This is a genomic window from Pantoea alhagi, from assembly GCF_002101395.1.
Taxonomy (GTDB): Bacteria; Pseudomonadota; Gammaproteobacteria; order Enterobacterales; family Enterobacteriaceae; genus Mixta; species Mixta alhagi.
Genome location: NZ_CP019706.1, coordinates 1,680,748 through 1,696,564 on the forward strand (window position 1 = coordinate 1,680,748; position 15,817 = coordinate 1,696,564).

At 52.3% G+C, this 15,817-nt stretch carries 13 protein-coding genes; 2 read left to right on the plus strand and 11 right to left on the minus strand.

Annotated features, from left to right (window positions below; genetic code table 11):
- Nucleotides 1-21 precede the first annotated feature (21 nt).
- The gene (gene fabY, locus B1H58_RS07860) at nucleotides 22-951 is read left to right on the plus strand and encodes a fatty acid biosynthesis protein FabY (RefSeq protein ID WP_085069251.1); all 930 of its coding nucleotides are present in this window, start codon (nucleotides 22-24) and stop codon (nucleotides 949-951) included.
- Here fabY and B1H58_RS07865 read toward each other — a convergent pair.
- From B1H58_RS07865 to gmk, 7 genes are all read right to left on the minus strand, one after another.
- On the minus strand, nucleotides 942-2,624 hold the full coding sequence (locus B1H58_RS07865; RefSeq protein ID WP_085069253.1) for an AsmA family protein: 1,683 nt from the start codon (nucleotides 2,622-2,624) through the stop codon (nucleotides 942-944). The two genes, fabY and B1H58_RS07865, sit on opposite strands and share 10 nt — an antisense overlap.
- 128 nt (nucleotides 2,625-2,752) lie before the next feature.
- On the minus strand, nucleotides 2,753-4,138 hold the full coding sequence (locus B1H58_RS07870; protein WP_085069255.1) for a nucleobase:cation symporter-2 family protein: 1,386 nt from the start codon (nucleotides 4,136-4,138) through the stop codon (nucleotides 2,753-2,755).
- 132 nt (nucleotides 4,139-4,270) lie between these two features.
- Complete coding sequence (recG, locus tag B1H58_RS07875; protein ID WP_085069256.1) at nucleotides 4,271-6,352, minus strand: ATP-dependent DNA helicase RecG; 2,082 nt, start codon at nucleotides 6,350-6,352, stop codon at nucleotides 4,271-4,273.
- On the minus strand, nucleotides 6,349-7,044 hold the full coding sequence (trmH, locus tag B1H58_RS07880) for a tRNA (guanosine(18)-2'-O)-methyltransferase TrmH (RefSeq protein ID WP_085069258.1): 696 nt from the start codon (nucleotides 7,042-7,044) through the stop codon (nucleotides 6,349-6,351). Before trmH ends, recG begins: the two co-directional genes overlap by 4 nt.
- A gap of 3 nt (nucleotides 7,045-7,047) precedes the next feature.
- Nucleotides 7,048-9,156: a bifunctional GTP diphosphokinase/guanosine-3',5'-bis pyrophosphate 3'-pyrophosphohydrolase gene (gene spoT / locus B1H58_RS07885; protein WP_085069260.1), complete on the minus strand. Its 2,109-nt coding sequence runs from the start codon at nucleotides 9,154-9,156 to the stop codon at nucleotides 7,048-7,050.
- A gap of 19 nt (nucleotides 9,157-9,175) precedes the next feature.
- Entirely contained in the window at nucleotides 9,176-9,451 is a 276-nt protein-coding gene (gene rpoZ, locus B1H58_RS07890) for a DNA-directed RNA polymerase subunit omega (protein ID WP_085069262.1), read from the minus strand.
- Nucleotides 9,452-9,505: 54 nt separating this feature from the next.
- Nucleotides 9,506-10,129, minus strand: coding sequence for a guanylate kinase (gene gmk / locus B1H58_RS07895; RefSeq protein WP_085072257.1), 624 nt, complete (start codon nucleotides 10,127-10,129; stop codon nucleotides 9,506-9,508).
- 251 nt (nucleotides 10,130-10,380) lie between these two features.
- Here gmk and ligB point away from each other — a divergent pair, with 251 nt between their 5' ends.
- Nucleotides 10,381-12,144, plus strand: a complete 1,764-nt coding sequence (gene ligB, locus B1H58_RS07900) for an NAD-dependent DNA ligase LigB (protein WP_085069263.1) — start codon at nucleotides 10,381-10,383, stop codon at nucleotides 12,142-12,144.
- Here ligB and B1H58_RS07905 read toward each other — a convergent pair.
- From B1H58_RS07905 to B1H58_RS07920, 4 genes are all read right to left on the minus strand, one after another.
- The gene (locus tag B1H58_RS07905) at nucleotides 12,119-12,736 is read right to left on the minus strand and encodes a trimeric intracellular cation channel family protein (RefSeq protein ID WP_085069264.1); all 618 of its coding nucleotides are present in this window, start codon (nucleotides 12,734-12,736) and stop codon (nucleotides 12,119-12,121) included. The genes ligB and B1H58_RS07905 overlap by 26 nt on opposite strands.
- 209 nt (nucleotides 12,737-12,945) lie before the next feature.
- On the minus strand, nucleotides 12,946-14,436 hold the full coding sequence (locus B1H58_RS07910) for an MOP flippase family protein (protein WP_085069266.1): 1,491 nt from the start codon (nucleotides 14,434-14,436) through the stop codon (nucleotides 12,946-12,948).
- An 85-nt stretch (nucleotides 14,437-14,521) separates the two neighbouring features.
- A complete protein-coding gene (locus B1H58_RS07915; protein ID WP_085069268.1) occupies nucleotides 14,522-14,797 on the minus strand; it encodes a bacteriocin immunity protein in 276 nt (91 codons plus the stop codon).
- Nucleotides 14,798-15,401: 604 nt separating this feature from the next.
- Nucleotides 15,402-15,803 (minus strand): polyketide cyclase, encoded by a 402-nt coding sequence (locus B1H58_RS07920; RefSeq protein ID WP_085069270.1) that lies wholly within the window; start codon nucleotides 15,801-15,803, stop codon nucleotides 15,402-15,404.
- Nucleotides 15,804-15,817 lie beyond the last annotated feature (14 nt).

Consider the following 15,817-nt stretch of genomic DNA (forward strand, 5'->3'; position numbering starts at 1 on the left):
GCCGAATGAGAGAATCCTTTTATGTATCATCTACGAGTGCCGGAAACTGCCGAAGAGCTGGAAATGTATTACCAGTTCCGCTGGGAAATGTTACGTAAGCCGCTGCGTCAGCCGCAGGGTTCCGAGCGGGACGCCTGGGACGCGATGGCCCATCATCAAATGGTAGTGGATGAACAGGGAAAACCTGTCGCTGCAGGGCGTCTTTATATCAATGCGGACAATGAAGCCTCTATTCGCTTTCTGGCAGTACATCCTACCGTACAGGGCAAGGGTTTAGGCACGCTGGTAGCGATGACGCTGGAATCCGTCGCCCGTCAGGAAGGCGTTAAGCGTGTGGTGTGTAGCGCGCGTGAGGATGCGGTCGAATTCTTTGCCAAGCTGGGCTACGTTAATCAGGGCGAAATTACCGCACCGCTCAGTACGCCGGTACGCCACTTTTTAATGATTAAACCGGTGATCACGCTGGATGATATCCTGCATCGTGCTGACTGGTGCGGGCAACTGCAGCAGGCCTGGTATGAGCACATTCCGCTCAGTGAAAAAATGGGCGTGCGCATTACGCAATATACCGGTCAAAAATTTATGACCACCATGCCGGAAACCGGCAATCAAAACCCACACCATACGCTTTTTGCGGGCAGTCTGTTTTCCCTGGCCACGCTCACCGGCTGGGGATTGATCTGGCTGCTGCTGCGCGAGCGTCATTTAGGCGGCACGATTATCCTGGCCGATGCCCATATCCGTTACAGCAAGCCTGTCAGCGGCAAGCCCAGCGCTTCTGCCGATCTCGGTTCACTCAGCGGCGACCTTGACCGTCTGGCGCGCGGACGTAAAGCGCGCGTGCAGCTGGAAGTGGAGCTGTTTGGTAACGAGGAGTGCGGGGCGGTCTTTAGCGGTGTCTATATTGTGCTGCCCGCCGATCCCGACGGGCCGCTGGAGCCTCACGGATGAGTGCTGACTTCGCCCTGAGTCATTGACTGTTGCAAGGTTTTGCCGTCTGTGGAGAGCGTTAATGTGCCGTTAGCGCTGCTTTTTAACGGCGTCTTTGCCGCCAGGCGCGCATTCAGCTGTAGCTGCAGCGTGGCCTGACCGGTGAGCGGCGGCGCTGGCCAACCCCAGTTTTGTAGCACATCCGCCGGTACGGCCCGGCCATTCAGCGTTAACGAAAGATGACGCGCCGGCGTTTGATCCAGCGTTGCCGCACCTTCCAGCATGCCTTTATCTACAAACGCGCTCATTTCCGTTACCGCGATCTGTTCAGCATCGGCATTTAACGCCAGCGAAGGATGACGAACGTCGGTTCGGTTGAATGTGGCTTCCGCCGCGTTCAGATTAAGGGAGCCTTGCCAGATGCCCCACTGACGATGCTGCGCCAGCAAGAGATCGGAACCGTTGGTATCCAGTGCGGTTATCTGAAAGGGATACTGAGGATTTACATCAATAATCAAATTACGATTGCCGCTTAGCTTTTTCACCAGCACGCTATCAAGCCAGGCGGGCAGCGATGCCATCCAGCGATCGCGCCAGTTTTCCGGCAGCGTATATTCCAGCCCGGCCAGCACCAACTCATCCAGCGTAAGCCGCTTGGTCTGACGTTGCCAACTGCCCTGTGCACGGATTAAGCCATTAACCCAGCGTGAACTAAACCGTGCGTCCGTAATGCCTTGTGGAGAAAAGTCGAGATTCAGAATTGGATCGTTTAACGTCAGCTGACCATTGATAAAGTTGTCGGCATTCAGCGCCAGCGAGCCGTCATCGCTTTGCCAGTCGCCATTGCTTAACGTGACGCTTTTTAACAACAAATCGAGATCGGTTACCGCCCAGTCCGGCCCCTGCAGATGGGTATTCGTCACATCCACGCGAGAAAAGTGTACCGCAGGCAAGCTACGTAGCGGCTGTAAGAATGCGCTAAGCGATTTGTCTGTTTGCAGGCGAATGTCATTCAGGCGCAGCGCAGATACATCCCATTTACCTTGTGCATCGCGTTGTGCGCTACCGGTTACCGAGCCACGTGCCAGGTCGCCGCCGAAATTATTAATCACCAGCACTTTGTCGTTTATTTTTCCCTGTACCAGTGCATGGGTCACCGTCACTCCCTGTAACGTTACGCTTTCTGCACTGGCCTGAAAGCTGGCCTTATTACCCAAAATATTACCCGCGCGCGGCTGCCAGGGGATCACGCCGCCGTTTAACGCTATTGCGTTGAACGTCTGCCGGGGGCTATGGAGTTGCATATTGCGCAGCTGAAGGCGCTCGGCCTGTAACGGCAAGGTCATATTCGCCGACATATTGGCGGCGTTCAGCGCGCCATCCTGCAACTCAATGCGCGTAAAGCGTGGGGCCTCGCTAAACAGAGAGAGGGACAAACCGAGATTAACGGTTTTTGCCACCATCACGGCGGGCTGGCCATCGTGACCAAAACTCACATTACGTAAGGTCAGCAGACCTGGAGCGGAAAAGTTATGCTCTATTTTACTGACGGAGAGATGCCAGGCGGTATCGTCGCTTATGCGTCTGCTGACCCATTCCGCACCCCAACGGGTTTGCAGCAAAAGATAGATCGTTACCAGCGCCAGCAGCAGTAGTAACAGCAGCGAAAGCGTTAACTTTCCGATAAATTTCATTTGCATCCTTCCGTATGAATTTCCGGTATCGCCTGTTATGCCTTAATTACTGACATAGCTCAACCGCCTGGTTGTAAAGCCGGAATAAATACGTGGCGGAGGGCGAGCCAAAGCCCGCCCCGCCAGGGTTACTTCTCGTGAGGGAAAAACAGGTTCAGCAAGATTGCGGTAATACCGCCGGCGGCGATACCGGAGGAGAGCAGGGTTTTTAACCACTCTGGCGCAAACTGCAGGATCAGCGGCTGCTGCGACACGCCAAGCCCTACTGCCAGCGAGAGCGCCATAATCATAATTGCCCGACGATTTAGCGGCTCGCGTGAGACAATACGTACGCCGGATGCGGCAATGGTGCCGAACATCACAATCGTCGCGCCACCCAGTACCGGCTCCGGAATATGTTGTACAAAGCCGCTTACCGCAGGAAACAGACCCAGCACGATCAGCATTAACGCCACCACAAAGCCGACGTAACGGCTGGCAACGCCGGTCAGCTGGATAACGCCGTTGTTCTGACCGAAGCAGGAGTTAGGAAAAGTGTTAAACAGCGCAGAGACAAAAGAGTTAAAACCATTTGCCAGCACGCCGCCTTTCAGACGTTTCATATAAAGCGGTCCGCTAACCGGCTGCTCTGAGACATCAGAGGTGGCGGTAATATCGCCGATGGTTTCCAGCGAGGTCACCATAAATACCAGCATCAGCGGAATCAGCAGGTTCCAGTCAAAGCCCAGGCCATAATAGAGCGGCATCGGCACAGCCACCAGCGCACTGTTGGCTGGGGTGGTGTTTTCCGGCAGCATGTCCAGCGCCCATGCCAGCAAATAGCCCACCGCCATTGCAATCACCAGTGAGGCGACGCGCAGGTAAGGGTTCCGCTGACGATTGAGGATAATGATCACCGCCAGAACCGCGCCTGCCAACAGCAGATTTTTCGGCGCGCCAAAGGTATGATCGTTCATCGCGGCAAAGCCGCCGCCAATAGAAGTTAAGCCCACCTGAATCAGCGACAGACCGATAATCATTACCACGATACCGGAAACCAGCGGCGTAATAATCCGGCGCGCCAGATGCAGTACACGGGAAATTATCATTTCAGTGCAGGAGGCGACCATCAGCGTGCCGAATAAAGCAGCCATCATCGTGGGGACATCGGCACCGCCATTTTTCAATGCCAGACCGCCCATTATCAGTGGGCTTACAAAATTAAAGCTGGTGCCCTGGATAGAGAGGAGCCCTGAGCCTACCGGCCCCCAGGTTTTAATCTGCAAAATCGACGCCACGCCAGAGGCAAACAGCGACATGCTGATAATGTGCTGCGTATCCTGAGCGGGCAGCCCAAGGGCCTGACAAATCAGCAGCGCAGGAGTAATTACCGCCACGAACATTGCCAGCAGATGCTGGCAGGCGGCAAAGAGGGTTTGCGCCAGCGGTGGGCGATCTTCCAGGCGATAAATGAGTTCGCTCTTCGGCGTCACGCCGGTGGCGGACGGGGCGATTTCATGAGGATTGGCGGACATGATTAGGGTTCCCTGAGAAACAAAGTGGCGATTGTAATTCACTGCATCTTAAAAGCAATCGTTTGCTCAGCTGCTGTGTTTATGGCACACCGGTTATTTAAACAGGATTTGTCCGGGATCAGAAAAGAGACGTCAGGCGTTAGTGTAGCGATCGGTTTCCGGCAGCCAGCGTTCAATTAACGCCTGCGCCTGTTGCGGATAATGCTGGTGGATATGGCGTGCAATACGCTGTACTTCAGGGATCAGGGCCTGATCACGCAGCAGGTCGGCCACTTTAAACTCCGCGTTGCCGGTTTGCCGTGTGCCCAACAGCTCTCCAGGTCCGCGAATTTCCAGATCGCACTGGGCAATAACGAAGCCGTCATTGCTGTCGCGCAGCACCTGCAGGCGCTTTTGCGCCGTTTTGCTCAGTGGGGATTTATAGAGCAGTACACAATGAGAGGCAACCGCACCACGGCCAACGCGGCCACGAAGCTGATGCAACTGAGCAAGGCCCAGACGTTCCGGGTTTTCAATAATCATCAGGCTGGCGTTGGGGACATCCACGCCGACTTCAATGACCGTGGTCGCGACCAGCAGTTGCATCTTGCCCTGTTTGAAAGCCTGCATCACATCCTGCTTTTCCTGTGGCTTCATGCGGCCATGAACCAGGCCTACCTGTAAATCAGGCAGCGCCAGCTTTAACTCTTCCCAGGTGGCTTCCGCCGCCTGCGCTTCCAGCAGGTCGGACTCTTCAATCAGGGTGCATACCCAGTAAGCCTGGCGGCCTTCTGTGTGACAGGCGCTTTTTACCCGTTCAATAATCTCAGCGCGTCGCGAATCAGGGATGGCCACCGTGGTGACCGGCGTGCGTCCCGGAGGAAGTTCATCGATAACCGAGGTATCCAGATCGGCATAGGCGGTCATTGCCAGCGTACGCGGGATCGGTGTTGCGGTCATAATTAACTGATGAGGATGGAACCCTTGCTCCTCGCCTTTTTCCCACAGCGCAAGCCGCTGGTGGACGCCGAAGCGATGCTGCTCATCGATAATCACCAGCGCCAGACCATTAAACTGCACCTGTTCCTGAAAAATAGCGTGCGTGCCCACCACCATAGAGACCTGGCCGCTGGCAATGGCTTCCTGCTGGGCCAGCCGCGCTTTGCCTTTTTGTTTGCCCGCCAGCCAGCCTACCTCGATGCCCAGCGGGGCAAACCACTGCCGGAAATTGTTAGCATGCTGTTCAGCCAGTAGCTCGGTCGGTGCCATCAGCGCAACTTGCTTACCATGCGCAATCACATCCAGCGCAGCCAGGGCCGCAACCAGCGTTTTGCCAGAGCCAACATCGCCCTGAACCAGCCGCATCATGGGATAATCTTGGGTAAGATCCTGCTCAATCTCTTTAACCACCCGTTGCTGGGCTGCGGTCGGTTTAAAAGGCAGCGCCGCCAACAGACGATCGCGCAATGTATGGCGCGGCGGCATTGCCAGTGCATGATAGCGTTGAGCGCCAGCGCGTACCGCCAACATGCTGAGATTATGCGCCAGCAGTTCTTCAAGGATTAAACGACGTTGAGCGGGATGGCGGCCGCTTTCCAGATCAACCAGCTGGATATCTGGCGGTGGTCGATGCAGCGTGCGTAACGCATCAGGCAGGCTAAGCAGACCGCCGCTTAATTCGGCTGGCAGCAGCTCAGCAATCGGGCAGGTATCCAGTAACTGAAGCGCCTGATCGGTCAGGCTACGCAGCGTGGCCTGGCGAATTCCTTCTGTCGTGGGATAAACCGGCGTCAGCGTTTCCTGTAGCTCGGTGACGCTGTGCTCGCCCTGAATACGATACTCCGGATGGATCATCTCGGCACCGCGCTGGCCGCGTTTAATCTCGCCATAAGCCGTCACGCGCGCGCCGGGTGAAAGTCCATTCTTCATACCCGCGTTGAAATTGAAAAAGCGCAATGTCACTACGCCAGAACCATCGCTAATCTGGCTAACCAGCATCCGGCGGCGTCCAAAGGTTACGTCGGTATGCAGCACTTCACCTTCAACCGTCGCCCAGATCCCCGGCAGCAGGTCATTAATGCGGTAGAGTTGTGTGCGATCTTCATAGCGCAGCGGCAGATGCAGCAGCAAATCCTGCACGGTATGCAGCCCGATTTTCGCCAGCTTTCCGGCCTGGCTGGCGCCTACGCCGGAAAGCGTGCTGAGCGGAACGGCATCCAGCAGGTGGCCTTTCATCGTTTCGCCGTTGACTGCATGGCGGCCCACCACCCGGCATCGGCAACCACCTCGCCGTTGTCGTCGATCTCGGGGCGGGGCAGCCCTTTTTGTTTCGCCACGCGCGCCAGTACCGGATAACCACCTTCAAACAACAGGCGCTGCTGTTCCGAATGCGGCAGCGTACTGCTATCGCGCTGGTACATGCCAGCGTTTTGCCGCTGGCGCTGTGCCTCATACAGAATCAGCGCGGAGGCGACTGAAACGTTCAGCGACTGCACCATGCCCACCATAGGAATAATAATATCCCGATCGGCCAGTGCCAGCGCTTCCTGCGTAATGCCGGTTTTTTCCTGACCCATTAAAATACAGGTTGGCCGCGTATAGTCGATTTCACGAAAATCAACCGCTTTAGCGGAAAGGTTGGTCGCCAGAATCTGCATATCCTGCTGCTTCAGATGGGTTACCGCATCTGCGATTGTACGGTGGGTTTTCACCTGTACCCAGCTGTTGCTGCCGGCAGCAGAGGAAACCACAGTACGCATCCGGTTAGCAGGCCAGATGGCGTGAACTTCATGCACGCCCACCGCGTCCGCCGTACGAATGATGGCGGACACGTTGTGGGGTTTATGTACCTGCTCCATGCATACGGTAAGATCATGCTGGCGCGCGGCCAGCATCTCGCGTATACGAGCAAAACGTTGAGCATTCATGCGTTAGTTTCGGTTACGGTGAACTTTGATCACATCCGGCATTACGCGGATTTTGCGCATAATATTTGCCAAATGAACGCGATCGCGTGCCGTCAAACGAATAAAGGCGCTGTAAACGCGGCCGTCACGCTCTTCTGTGTTCAGGCTTTGAATATTCGATTTGGCTGTGTTAATTGCCGCCGTCAGGTTCGCCAGCGCGCCCTGATGGTTAAACATATCAACTTTGATCTCAGCGACAAACTCTTGCTCAGTCACCTTATCCCATTCCACCGCCATAAACTTCTCGGGCTCTTTTTGATAGCCACGAATGTTACGACACGATTCATGGTGAACCACTAATCCCTTACCGGGACTGATATGTGCCACAATCGGGTCGCCAGGAATAGGACGACAGCATTTGGCAAAGGTTATCAGCACGCCATCAGCGCCTTTAATAGGCAGCTTGCTGCGCGATGTGGAGTTGGTAGAAGCGCCGCCTGCCGTATCCAGCAGATTTTTTGCCACCACAACGCTCATCGCATTGCCCAGGCCGATTTCCGCCAGCAGGTCGTCCAGCGACGCCAGCCTCATCCGCTCCAGCTCTTGCTCAATGCTTTCCGGCGCAATCTCAGCCAGTTTACGGCTACCGCCCAGCGCATGGTTAAGCAGGCGTCGTCCCAGACTCACTGAGTCTTCGCGCTTGAGATTTTTCAGCAGTTGACGGATCTTGGCGCGCGCTTTTGAACTGACAACAAAGTTAAGCCAGGCGGCATTGGGGCGCGCGCCGGGCGCAGTAATGATTTCCACCGTCTGGCCGCTGGCCAGCGGCTGCGAAAGAGGATAGGGCTGACGATCGACGCGGGCACCCACGCAGGCATGACCAATATCGGTATGTACCGCATAGGCGAAGTCCACCGGCGTGGCGCCAGCAGGCAGTTCGACAATGCGCCCTTCCGGGGTGAAAACGTAAATCTCATCCGGGAAAAGATCGGATTTAACGCTTTCGATAAATTCAAAGGAGCTGCCGGCGCTTTGCTGCAATTCCAGCAGGCTTTGCAACCAGCGCTGTGCGCGAATCTGGGCTGTCGTGCCGCTCTCGCCTTGCTCTTTGTAAGCCCAGTGCGCCGCAACCCCCATTTCCGCCATCTGATCCATATCTTCCGTACGGATTTGCACCTCAACCGGCACGCCATGCGGACCAATCATCGAGGTATGCAGCGACTGATAGCCGTTTGCCTTCGGGATGGCGATGTAATCTTTCACCCGTCCCGGACGCGGCTTATACAGGCTGTGCATCTGACCCAGCACGCGATAACAGGTATCCACATCGCAGACAATCACGCGAAACGCGTAAATATCCATAATGGAGTGAAAGCGCTGCTCTTTCAGATGCATTTTGCAGTATATGGAATAGAGATGCTTTTCACGGCCAAAAACGCGACAGGGAACACCGGCTTCCTGCAAACGTCCTTCAATCTCCGCAAGGATTTTTTGGATCATCTCCTTACGGTTACCGCGCGCGGCTTTCACCACTTCTTTTATCACACGATAACGATTGGGATAGAGCGCTTCAAAACCCAGCTCTTCCAGTTCGGTTTTCAGATGATGAATACCCAGGCGGTGCGCCAGCGGACTATAGATTTCCAGCGTTTCACGTGCGATGCGCCGCCGTTTATCGGGCCGCAGCGAGCCCAGCGTACGCATATTATGCGTACGGTCGGCCAGCTTGATCAGGATGACGCGAATGTCCTGCACCATCGCCATGATCATTTTGCGGAAGTTCTCCGCCTGCGCCTCTTTTTTATCACGGAACTTCAGCTTATCCAGCTTGGATACGCCTTCAACCAGTTCGGCGACGCTTTTGCCGAACAGCTGTTCCATGTCCTGATAGGTGGCGGGAGTGTCTTCAATCACGTCATGCAGTAGCGCGGCCATGAGCGTTTCATAGTCGAGCTTCATTTCCGCCAGGATACAGGCGACGGCGACGGGATGGGTGATATAAGGCTCACCGCTGGAGCGAGTCTGCCCCTCGTGAGCATCACGTGCGACAAGGTAAGCTTGCTTGAGGCGCTTGATCTGCTCCTCAGGCAAGTATTGTTCAATCAGCTGATTGAGGCTTTCAAAAAGATACAAGGGCGAGCCTTCCGGCTAATTAACGACGACCTTCAGCGATAGCGGTAACAGCCTGCAACTCGGCGGCTTCTTGCTCATGCTGTTCCTGGCGCTCACGAACATCAAGGATCTGATTGGTGATCAGGCCTTCTTCGATTTCACGCAGAGCGATAACGGTCGGTTTATCGTTCTCTTCCGGTACCAGCGGATCTTTACCGCTCACCTGCATCTGACGTGCGCGACGTGCGGCGACCAGAACCAGGTCAAAACGGTTACCAATTTTCTCTACTGCGTCCTGAACGGTTACGCGTGCCATAAGTGTGCTACTCCACAGGTGAAGAAATGACTGGGCATAATACTGAAAGTGACTTCAGTCTGCCAATAGTTTGCTGATTAATGCATCATGCCGGGCTTTTTGACGGCCCATACGCAGACGCTCAGCGCGAATAATGGTTTTGAGATCCGATAGCGCCAGATCAAAATCATCATTAACAATTAAATAGTCGTACTCGGCATAGTGGCTCATTTCTGCTACGGCCTGAGCCATACGGCGAGCAATAACCTCTTCGCTATCCTGACCGCGACCGCGTAAGCGGCGATCCAGCTCCTCTTTTGAAGGCGGCAAAACAAAAATACTGCGTGCCGAAGGCATTTTCTGCCGAATCTGCTGCGCGCCCTGCCAGTCAATATCCAGAAAGACATCAACGCCGGTTGCCAGCACTTGAGCAATGGCCTCACGCGAAGTGCCATAATAATTGCCAAACACTTCAGCATGCTCAAGAAAAGCATCCTGCTCAATCATCGTTTCAAACTCTTGTTTAGAAACGAAATAGTAGTGCTCGCCGTGCTGCTCGCCGGGACGCATTCCGCGCGTAGTATGCGAAATGGATACCTGTGTATCGTAGAGCGGCTGCGTTTTCAGCATAGCCTGAATCAGGCTGGATTTGCCTGCGCCGCTGGGGGCGGAAATTATATAAAGCGTGCCTTGAGCCATGATAGTTCTTGAAGTGTGTGAAAGAGCGGAGTCTGTTTCCTGCACAGTATACACGGCTTGCCGCCGCCATGCAGCGTTTGCGCCGTTCCGCTGTGGTTTTTCTTGTTTTATGGAAAGTATGCCGCGTAAGGCGGAGCGGTTTGCACGCTTTGCAGTAAAAATCCCTGCGTAGTTTTCCAGTTTCATTCTTTGCTTCTCGCTGCGTTGCCTTTAATCCGTTTTACTGAGGCAGTTGAAAGCAAGGAGGAACTATGTCAGGAAAGATGGCCTTATGGCTGCTGTGCCTGTTTGCCGGCGCAGCGCAGGCGCTGTGCCCTCGCTGGACGCCAGCAAGGGCATCGGAAGAGATCGCTTATCTTCAGCAGCAGCTACGCAACTGGGACAATGCTTACTATCGTGACGGCCAGACGCTGATTGATGACGCGCTTTATGACAGCCTGCAACAGCGGTTACGGCAATGGCAGCGCTGTTTTCAACCCGCAACGGTGCCGGATCGTTCGGTCTGGGCAGATAACGGTACGGTCGATCATCCTGTTGCCCATACAGGAGTAAAAAAATTACCGGATAAGCTGGCGGTAGCCTACTGGATGCAGGGCAAAGGGCCATTATGGATACAGCCGAAAGTTGATGGCGTCGCCGTAACGTTAGTGTATCGTCAGGGAAAACTGGCCTCGTTGATTAGCCGTGGCGATGGCCTAAAAGGGCAGAACTGGCTGAATAAAGCCGCTTATATTCCCGCGCTTCCTCAAGTCATTCCCGATAAAAGGCCTGTACTGGTATTGCAGGGTGAACTCTTCTTAACCGTGACCGATCATCAACAGGCCACAGACGGCGGGAAAAACGCGCGTGCTCAGGTCGCGGGTGCGCTAATGCGCCAACAGCCTTCGTCCTTGCTTTCACGGCTGGGTATCTTTATTTGGGCGTGGCCAGATGGGCCACAAACTATGGCGCAGCGGCAAACGGCACTTAAGCAGTTAGGCTTTGGCTTAGCCAGCGCCTGGACACAGCCGGTAAACAGTGAAGAAGAGGTGGCTTTGTGGCGTGCGCGTTGGTTTCGCGCGCCGCTTCCTTTTGTGACTGATGGCGTGGTGATTCATCAGGATCGCCGTTCAGCCGGTAAGCAATGGTTGCCCGGAAACAGTGAAGAAGTGGCTGCCTGGAAATATAACCCGCCGGTTATCAGCAGCGAAGTGCAGTCCATTGATTTTCCAATAGGGCGCACCGGGAAAATCTCGGTAGTGCTAAACGTTGCGCCCGTGCAGTTGGATGATAAAACCGTGCGTCGAGTGAGCCTGGGTTCTTTGGCGCGGTGGCAGGCATTAAATATTGTTCCCGGCGATCAGGTAGCAATTAGTCTGGCAGGGCAGGGAATCCCGCATCTTGAAAAAGTGATTTGGCGAGTTATGCAACGCCATCGGCCTGAACCTCCAGCTTCGCAGAATTATCACAGCCTGAGCTGCTTTTATAACAGTGCGGAATGTCGGAAACAGCTGCTTTCCCGTCTGAGCTGGTTAAGCCAACGGGAAGGGCTCGATTTACCGGGAATCCAGCGCAGTACCTGGCAGCGCCTGCTGCAGCATCCAGATTTCGTACATCTTTTTTCCTGGCTCAACATGAGTAGCGAGCAGCTTTCAGACGTGCCGGGTATAACGCCGCAACGGGCCAGGCAAATCGTACATTACTTTAACCAGGTGCAGCATCAGCCTTTTCGCCGTTGGGTAAAGGCGCTTGGTGTTCCTTTACCCACTGCCGCGCTCAACGCGTTACCGGATAATAACTGGCCTCAGCTGCTGTCGCGCAGCCTGCAAAGCTGGCAACAGTTGCCTGGCATCGGCAAAACACTGGCACAGCGCATTGATCTCTGGCTAAAGGATAAACAGGTAAAAGAAATGATCGATGTTATTCAGCAGTGGCAAGCGGCACGAAAAGGAAAGGAAGAGGCGTCGTTACCGGATTCTGAATCGCTGGCGTTGCCGGTAAGTCAGCCTGCTAATGTTCCGGATGTGGGTAATTGAAAATGGGCAGCCCCAGACGAAAGCGCAACGCCAATAGACGGGAAAGAAAGCCGAACAGCAAGGTAATAAGGATTACCGTTTCATGAGATAGCGGCGTTTTTAGCAGCAAGATATAAAGCCAGCCTGCAGCAAAAGCGATCCCGGCATACAGTTCTTTCTGAAACACCAGCGGAATACGGTTGCAAAACATATCACGCAGTACGCCGCCGAACACACCGGTAATGACTGCGCTAATAGCAGCAATAATGGAAGCGTGTCCCATATCAAGCGCAACCTGAGCGCCAATAATGGAAAAAACCACTAACCCTAATGCGTCCAGCACCAGAAATACCTTGCGAAGATGGGTCATCAGAGGAGCAACAACCGTGGTGACTACGGCTGCGGCAGCAACAATCATGATGTATTCAGGATGCTTTACCCAACCGAGCGGGTAATGACCTAACAGCATGTCACGCACTGAACCACCGCCAATGGCGGTTACCGACGCAATAATAATAACGCCGAAGAGATCCATTTTTCGTCGTCCGGCAGCAAGCGCGCCGGTCATGGCTTCGGCAGTAATGCCAATGATATAGAGTACGGTCAGTAACATAGCCAGCTCCAGGGAAACAGTGGCAAGCCTACAGCGCTTCTCTGAGTGTAGACGAGTGAAAATTTCTAAGGCATTCGCTTTCGGATTATCTTTGTTTATGCGAAGCGGGGAGAAAGGACGCCAAAAAATAAAAAAAGCGCGCTGTAGCAGCGCGCTTAGTAAAAATACCTGTTTACAGGCATTTATCCACCCATTAACAGCTTTTATTATTATATTAATTTTTCATTCTTTTTAAACGTCCTGGCCGCGCCCGTTTTACGCAGCACAATCTGTTTGAGTTCGAGTATCAGCGGATCCTGACTCCTCAAGAGCATTAAAACCCAAACCAGTCCGCCAGCGGCAATTTGAATGGTAAGCGTAAGCGCAACCGGCAGCATCTCTTCTAATGCGTAGCCAAGCGCGTAGCTAATCCAAAGCGTTGGCAGCGCCATACGCAGCGGCAGCCACTGGCTGGTTAAATAAGCTTTAGCGCTGGCACCCAGAATTGGGCGTATTAATACAAAATAGTTTGTCAGCGCGGTGAAAATTTGTAACGCGGTAAAACCGATAGTGGCACCTGTCAGCCCGCCCCACTGCGCGCCTAACCAGATAACCGGTACAGAAATCGCTAACCGAAGCGCATTAAGCTTTGAACTGATATCAACTGCACCTTTTGCCATTACCAGAGCGCCTACAGGATTGTTAATGGCTCGCATGATGCCTGCGATACACAATATCTGCAGGACCGGTGCAATAAACAACCAGCGCTCGCCAAACAAGCTCAACACTAAATTATGAGCGATGCCAGCCATACCCAATAGCGCAACGAAATTCAGCAGGCTCATGATGGATAACATCTTATAGAAGTTATGTCGTAAACGTGGCTGGTCATCCTGCATCTGCGCAAAGGCGGGAAATAACACGCGCGACAGAATAGGGTTGATCTTTGCAGGCGGCATAACGGCAAAGTTATAAGCCAGGTTATATCCTCCGGTTGCAACCGCACCCAGCAGGCGTGACAGCAGCATAGTAGGCATATTCATACCAAGCTGGTTAATCAGACTATCTGCTGTCAAATAGCCGCCGTAACGTAAATTACTGCGCACGCTCTTCAACTCAAAAACAAATTGAGGGCGGTATATTTTTCCACCGTAGTAGCAAAACAGCAGCATGCGTATGGAAATCATCGTCAGGTATCCCCAGATAGCGCAAAGCGCCGAGGGCGACCATACAGCAGAAAGTAACGTCACAGCAAACCCTGATATTGCTGCTATAACCTCGGTACGCCCTATAAGCGTAAACGCCAGCTCTTTTTGCAATAAAGCCCGAAACTGCTGTCCCTGCGGAATGATAAGAAAGGCAACAGATAGCGTCTCAATAAGCTCATTCAGTTCTGGTTGCTGAAGTAATACGCTAATAGCATGGCTACTCAAATAGATAATGGCGAAAACGGCCAGGCCAATAAAAATATTTAGCCAGTATAAAGTTGATAGCTCCGTTTCAGACATGCTTTTCCGCTGTATAACTGAGTTGGATAAACCAAAGTCGGAAAGCGTATCTACCAGCGTTAAAATAACCAAAGCAATAGTTAATAAACCAAATTGTTTCGGATCAATCATTCTGGCAAGCAGAGCTAGCTGCAAAATGCCAAGTCCAATCGTCATTACTGAAGAAATGGCTGACCATTTTGCACCATTAATTGCTTTTTGTTTCAAAGACATCTTATATCCGTGGTGCTAAAGAAAACGGTGTTGGCAAAACACCTTAAAATTATTTTTTATTTTATAGAAATAAAAATGCTTTTTATTATAATGCTATAGCAAGGTAATCATCCCTGAAACCAGGCAGTCCATGCTGAGTCCGCCAGCTTTTTATCACATCTACCATGCTTTGTGGTGTGCTGATATTAAAATCCTGAGGATAAAGAATAAGATCGGTACCCGCGGGATGTCCTGCTAACAGAACAAATTCCGTCACTGCTTGCAATAATCCTTCGGTAGTTTCGAAATCAGCTAATAATATTTTACGTGCAATATTAACAAATTCTTGCTCAGTAAAGTCTTGCAGAGATATGCGTTCCATAGGAAATTCCTGGAATGTCTGATTATTAGAAATTGCTGTGTGCAGGAAGATTTATAACTTTTTTCCTGTTAAGAATCACCATGAGAAATATCTGAAACTAGAAATCCAATAGTAAATGGATGTTAGAAATGAATGTATTAAAAAAAACAAATCAGAAAAGGAATGATTACGCTTAAGTAGTTTTTAATGAATTAAGGAATAATTCACGGGTGCTAATATTAATTCACTGATTATATGGTTTTTTTTAGTTGTTGCTTCAGATTTATCGCATTCTTCATAGATAAGTTGGGCTAATAATAGCTCTTTTTTTTACACATAAATGTGTAAATTTTCTGCACGGTTATTCCATGCTAAGTTTTTATCAGATCCGGAGGTAGCTAAAAAGAGTGGTTAAAAAGCAGCCCGAATGCTGTCTGTGCCATCTGATAAAGATGGTATAACAGAGTCATGACATGACTCTTTACCGACCTGACCCTGAATAAAATCAGCAAGATAAGAGTATCTGGTATCGCGACTGATTAAATTTATGAAAAGCGGCGTCAGGTCTGCTTTCTTGATAACGCAGAAAAGCGCCAACAGGATGACGCTTTCTGGCGCTTCGATATCAGGAACAGGCCGTTACGCGCTGATAAAGCCGCTGCAGGTTCTGCTCCAGTAGTGCTAATTCCTGTTGGAATTTTTCATCGGAGGTTAAAGGTTGACGAAAATGGGTCAGCAGCACCTGCGCACCTTCCTGATTAGGGACAATACGCATCGGCATATAGATCTCCTTACCAAAACCATTATCAATCCAGTAATCCATTACCCCATAGGTGTTGTGCCCGGAAAAGCGGACCTTTAACGCTCCATCAGTGCCTTTGGCTTTCCAGTAACTGCCTTCTGCCTGTAACGGCGCTTCGCCTAACTGGGAAACCCACTTTGGGAAATATTCTGGTTTCCAGATAGTTTCATAGAGATCCAGCCAATGGCGTGTGATGGTCAGACTCAGCGTGTGTGATGGCAGCATGTTACCTCCAGAAT

Bases quoted from the DNA above. Each gene is read 5' to 3' on its own strand.
- B1H58_RS07865 (WP_085069253.1), bottom strand. From the start codon at position 2,624: ATGAAATTTATCGGAAAGTTAACGCTTTCGCTGCTGTTACTACTGCTG.
- B1H58_RS07915 (WP_085069268.1), bottom strand. From the start codon at position 14,797: ATGGAACGCATATCTCTGCAAGACTTTACTGAGCAAGAATTTGTTAAT.
- ligB (WP_085069263.1), top strand. From the start codon at position 10,381: ATGTCAGGAAAGATGGCCTTATGGCTGCTGTGCCTGTTTGCCGGCGCA.
- fabY (WP_085069251.1), top strand. From the start codon at position 22: ATGTATCATCTACGAGTGCCGGAAACTGCCGAAGAGCTGGAAATGTAT.
- recG (WP_085069256.1), bottom strand. From the start codon at position 6,352: ATGAAAGGCCACCTGCTGGATGCCGTTCCGCTCAGCACGCTTTCCGGC.
- B1H58_RS07910 (WP_085069266.1), bottom strand. From the start codon at position 14,436: ATGTCTTTGAAACAAAAAGCAATTAATGGTGCAAAATGGTCAGCCATT.
- B1H58_RS07920 (WP_085069270.1), bottom strand. From the start codon at position 15,803: ATGCTGCCATCACACACGCTGAGTCTGACCATCACACGCCATTGGCTG.
- gmk (WP_085072257.1), bottom strand. From the start codon at position 10,129: ATGGCTCAAGGCACGCTTTATATAATTTCCGCCCCCAGCGGCGCAGGC.
- B1H58_RS07870 (WP_085069255.1), bottom strand. From the start codon at position 4,138: ATGTCCGCCAATCCTCATGAAATCGCCCCGTCCGCCACCGGCGTGACG.
- B1H58_RS07905 (WP_085069264.1), bottom strand. From the start codon at position 12,736: ATGTTACTGACCGTACTCTATATCATTGGCATTACTGCCGAAGCCATG.
- rpoZ (WP_085069262.1), bottom strand. From the start codon at position 9,451: ATGGCACGCGTAACCGTTCAGGACGCAGTAGAGAAAATTGGTAACCGT.
- trmH (WP_085069258.1), bottom strand. From the start codon at position 7,044: ATGAATGCTCAACGTTTTGCTCGTATACGCGAGATGCTGGCCGCGCGC.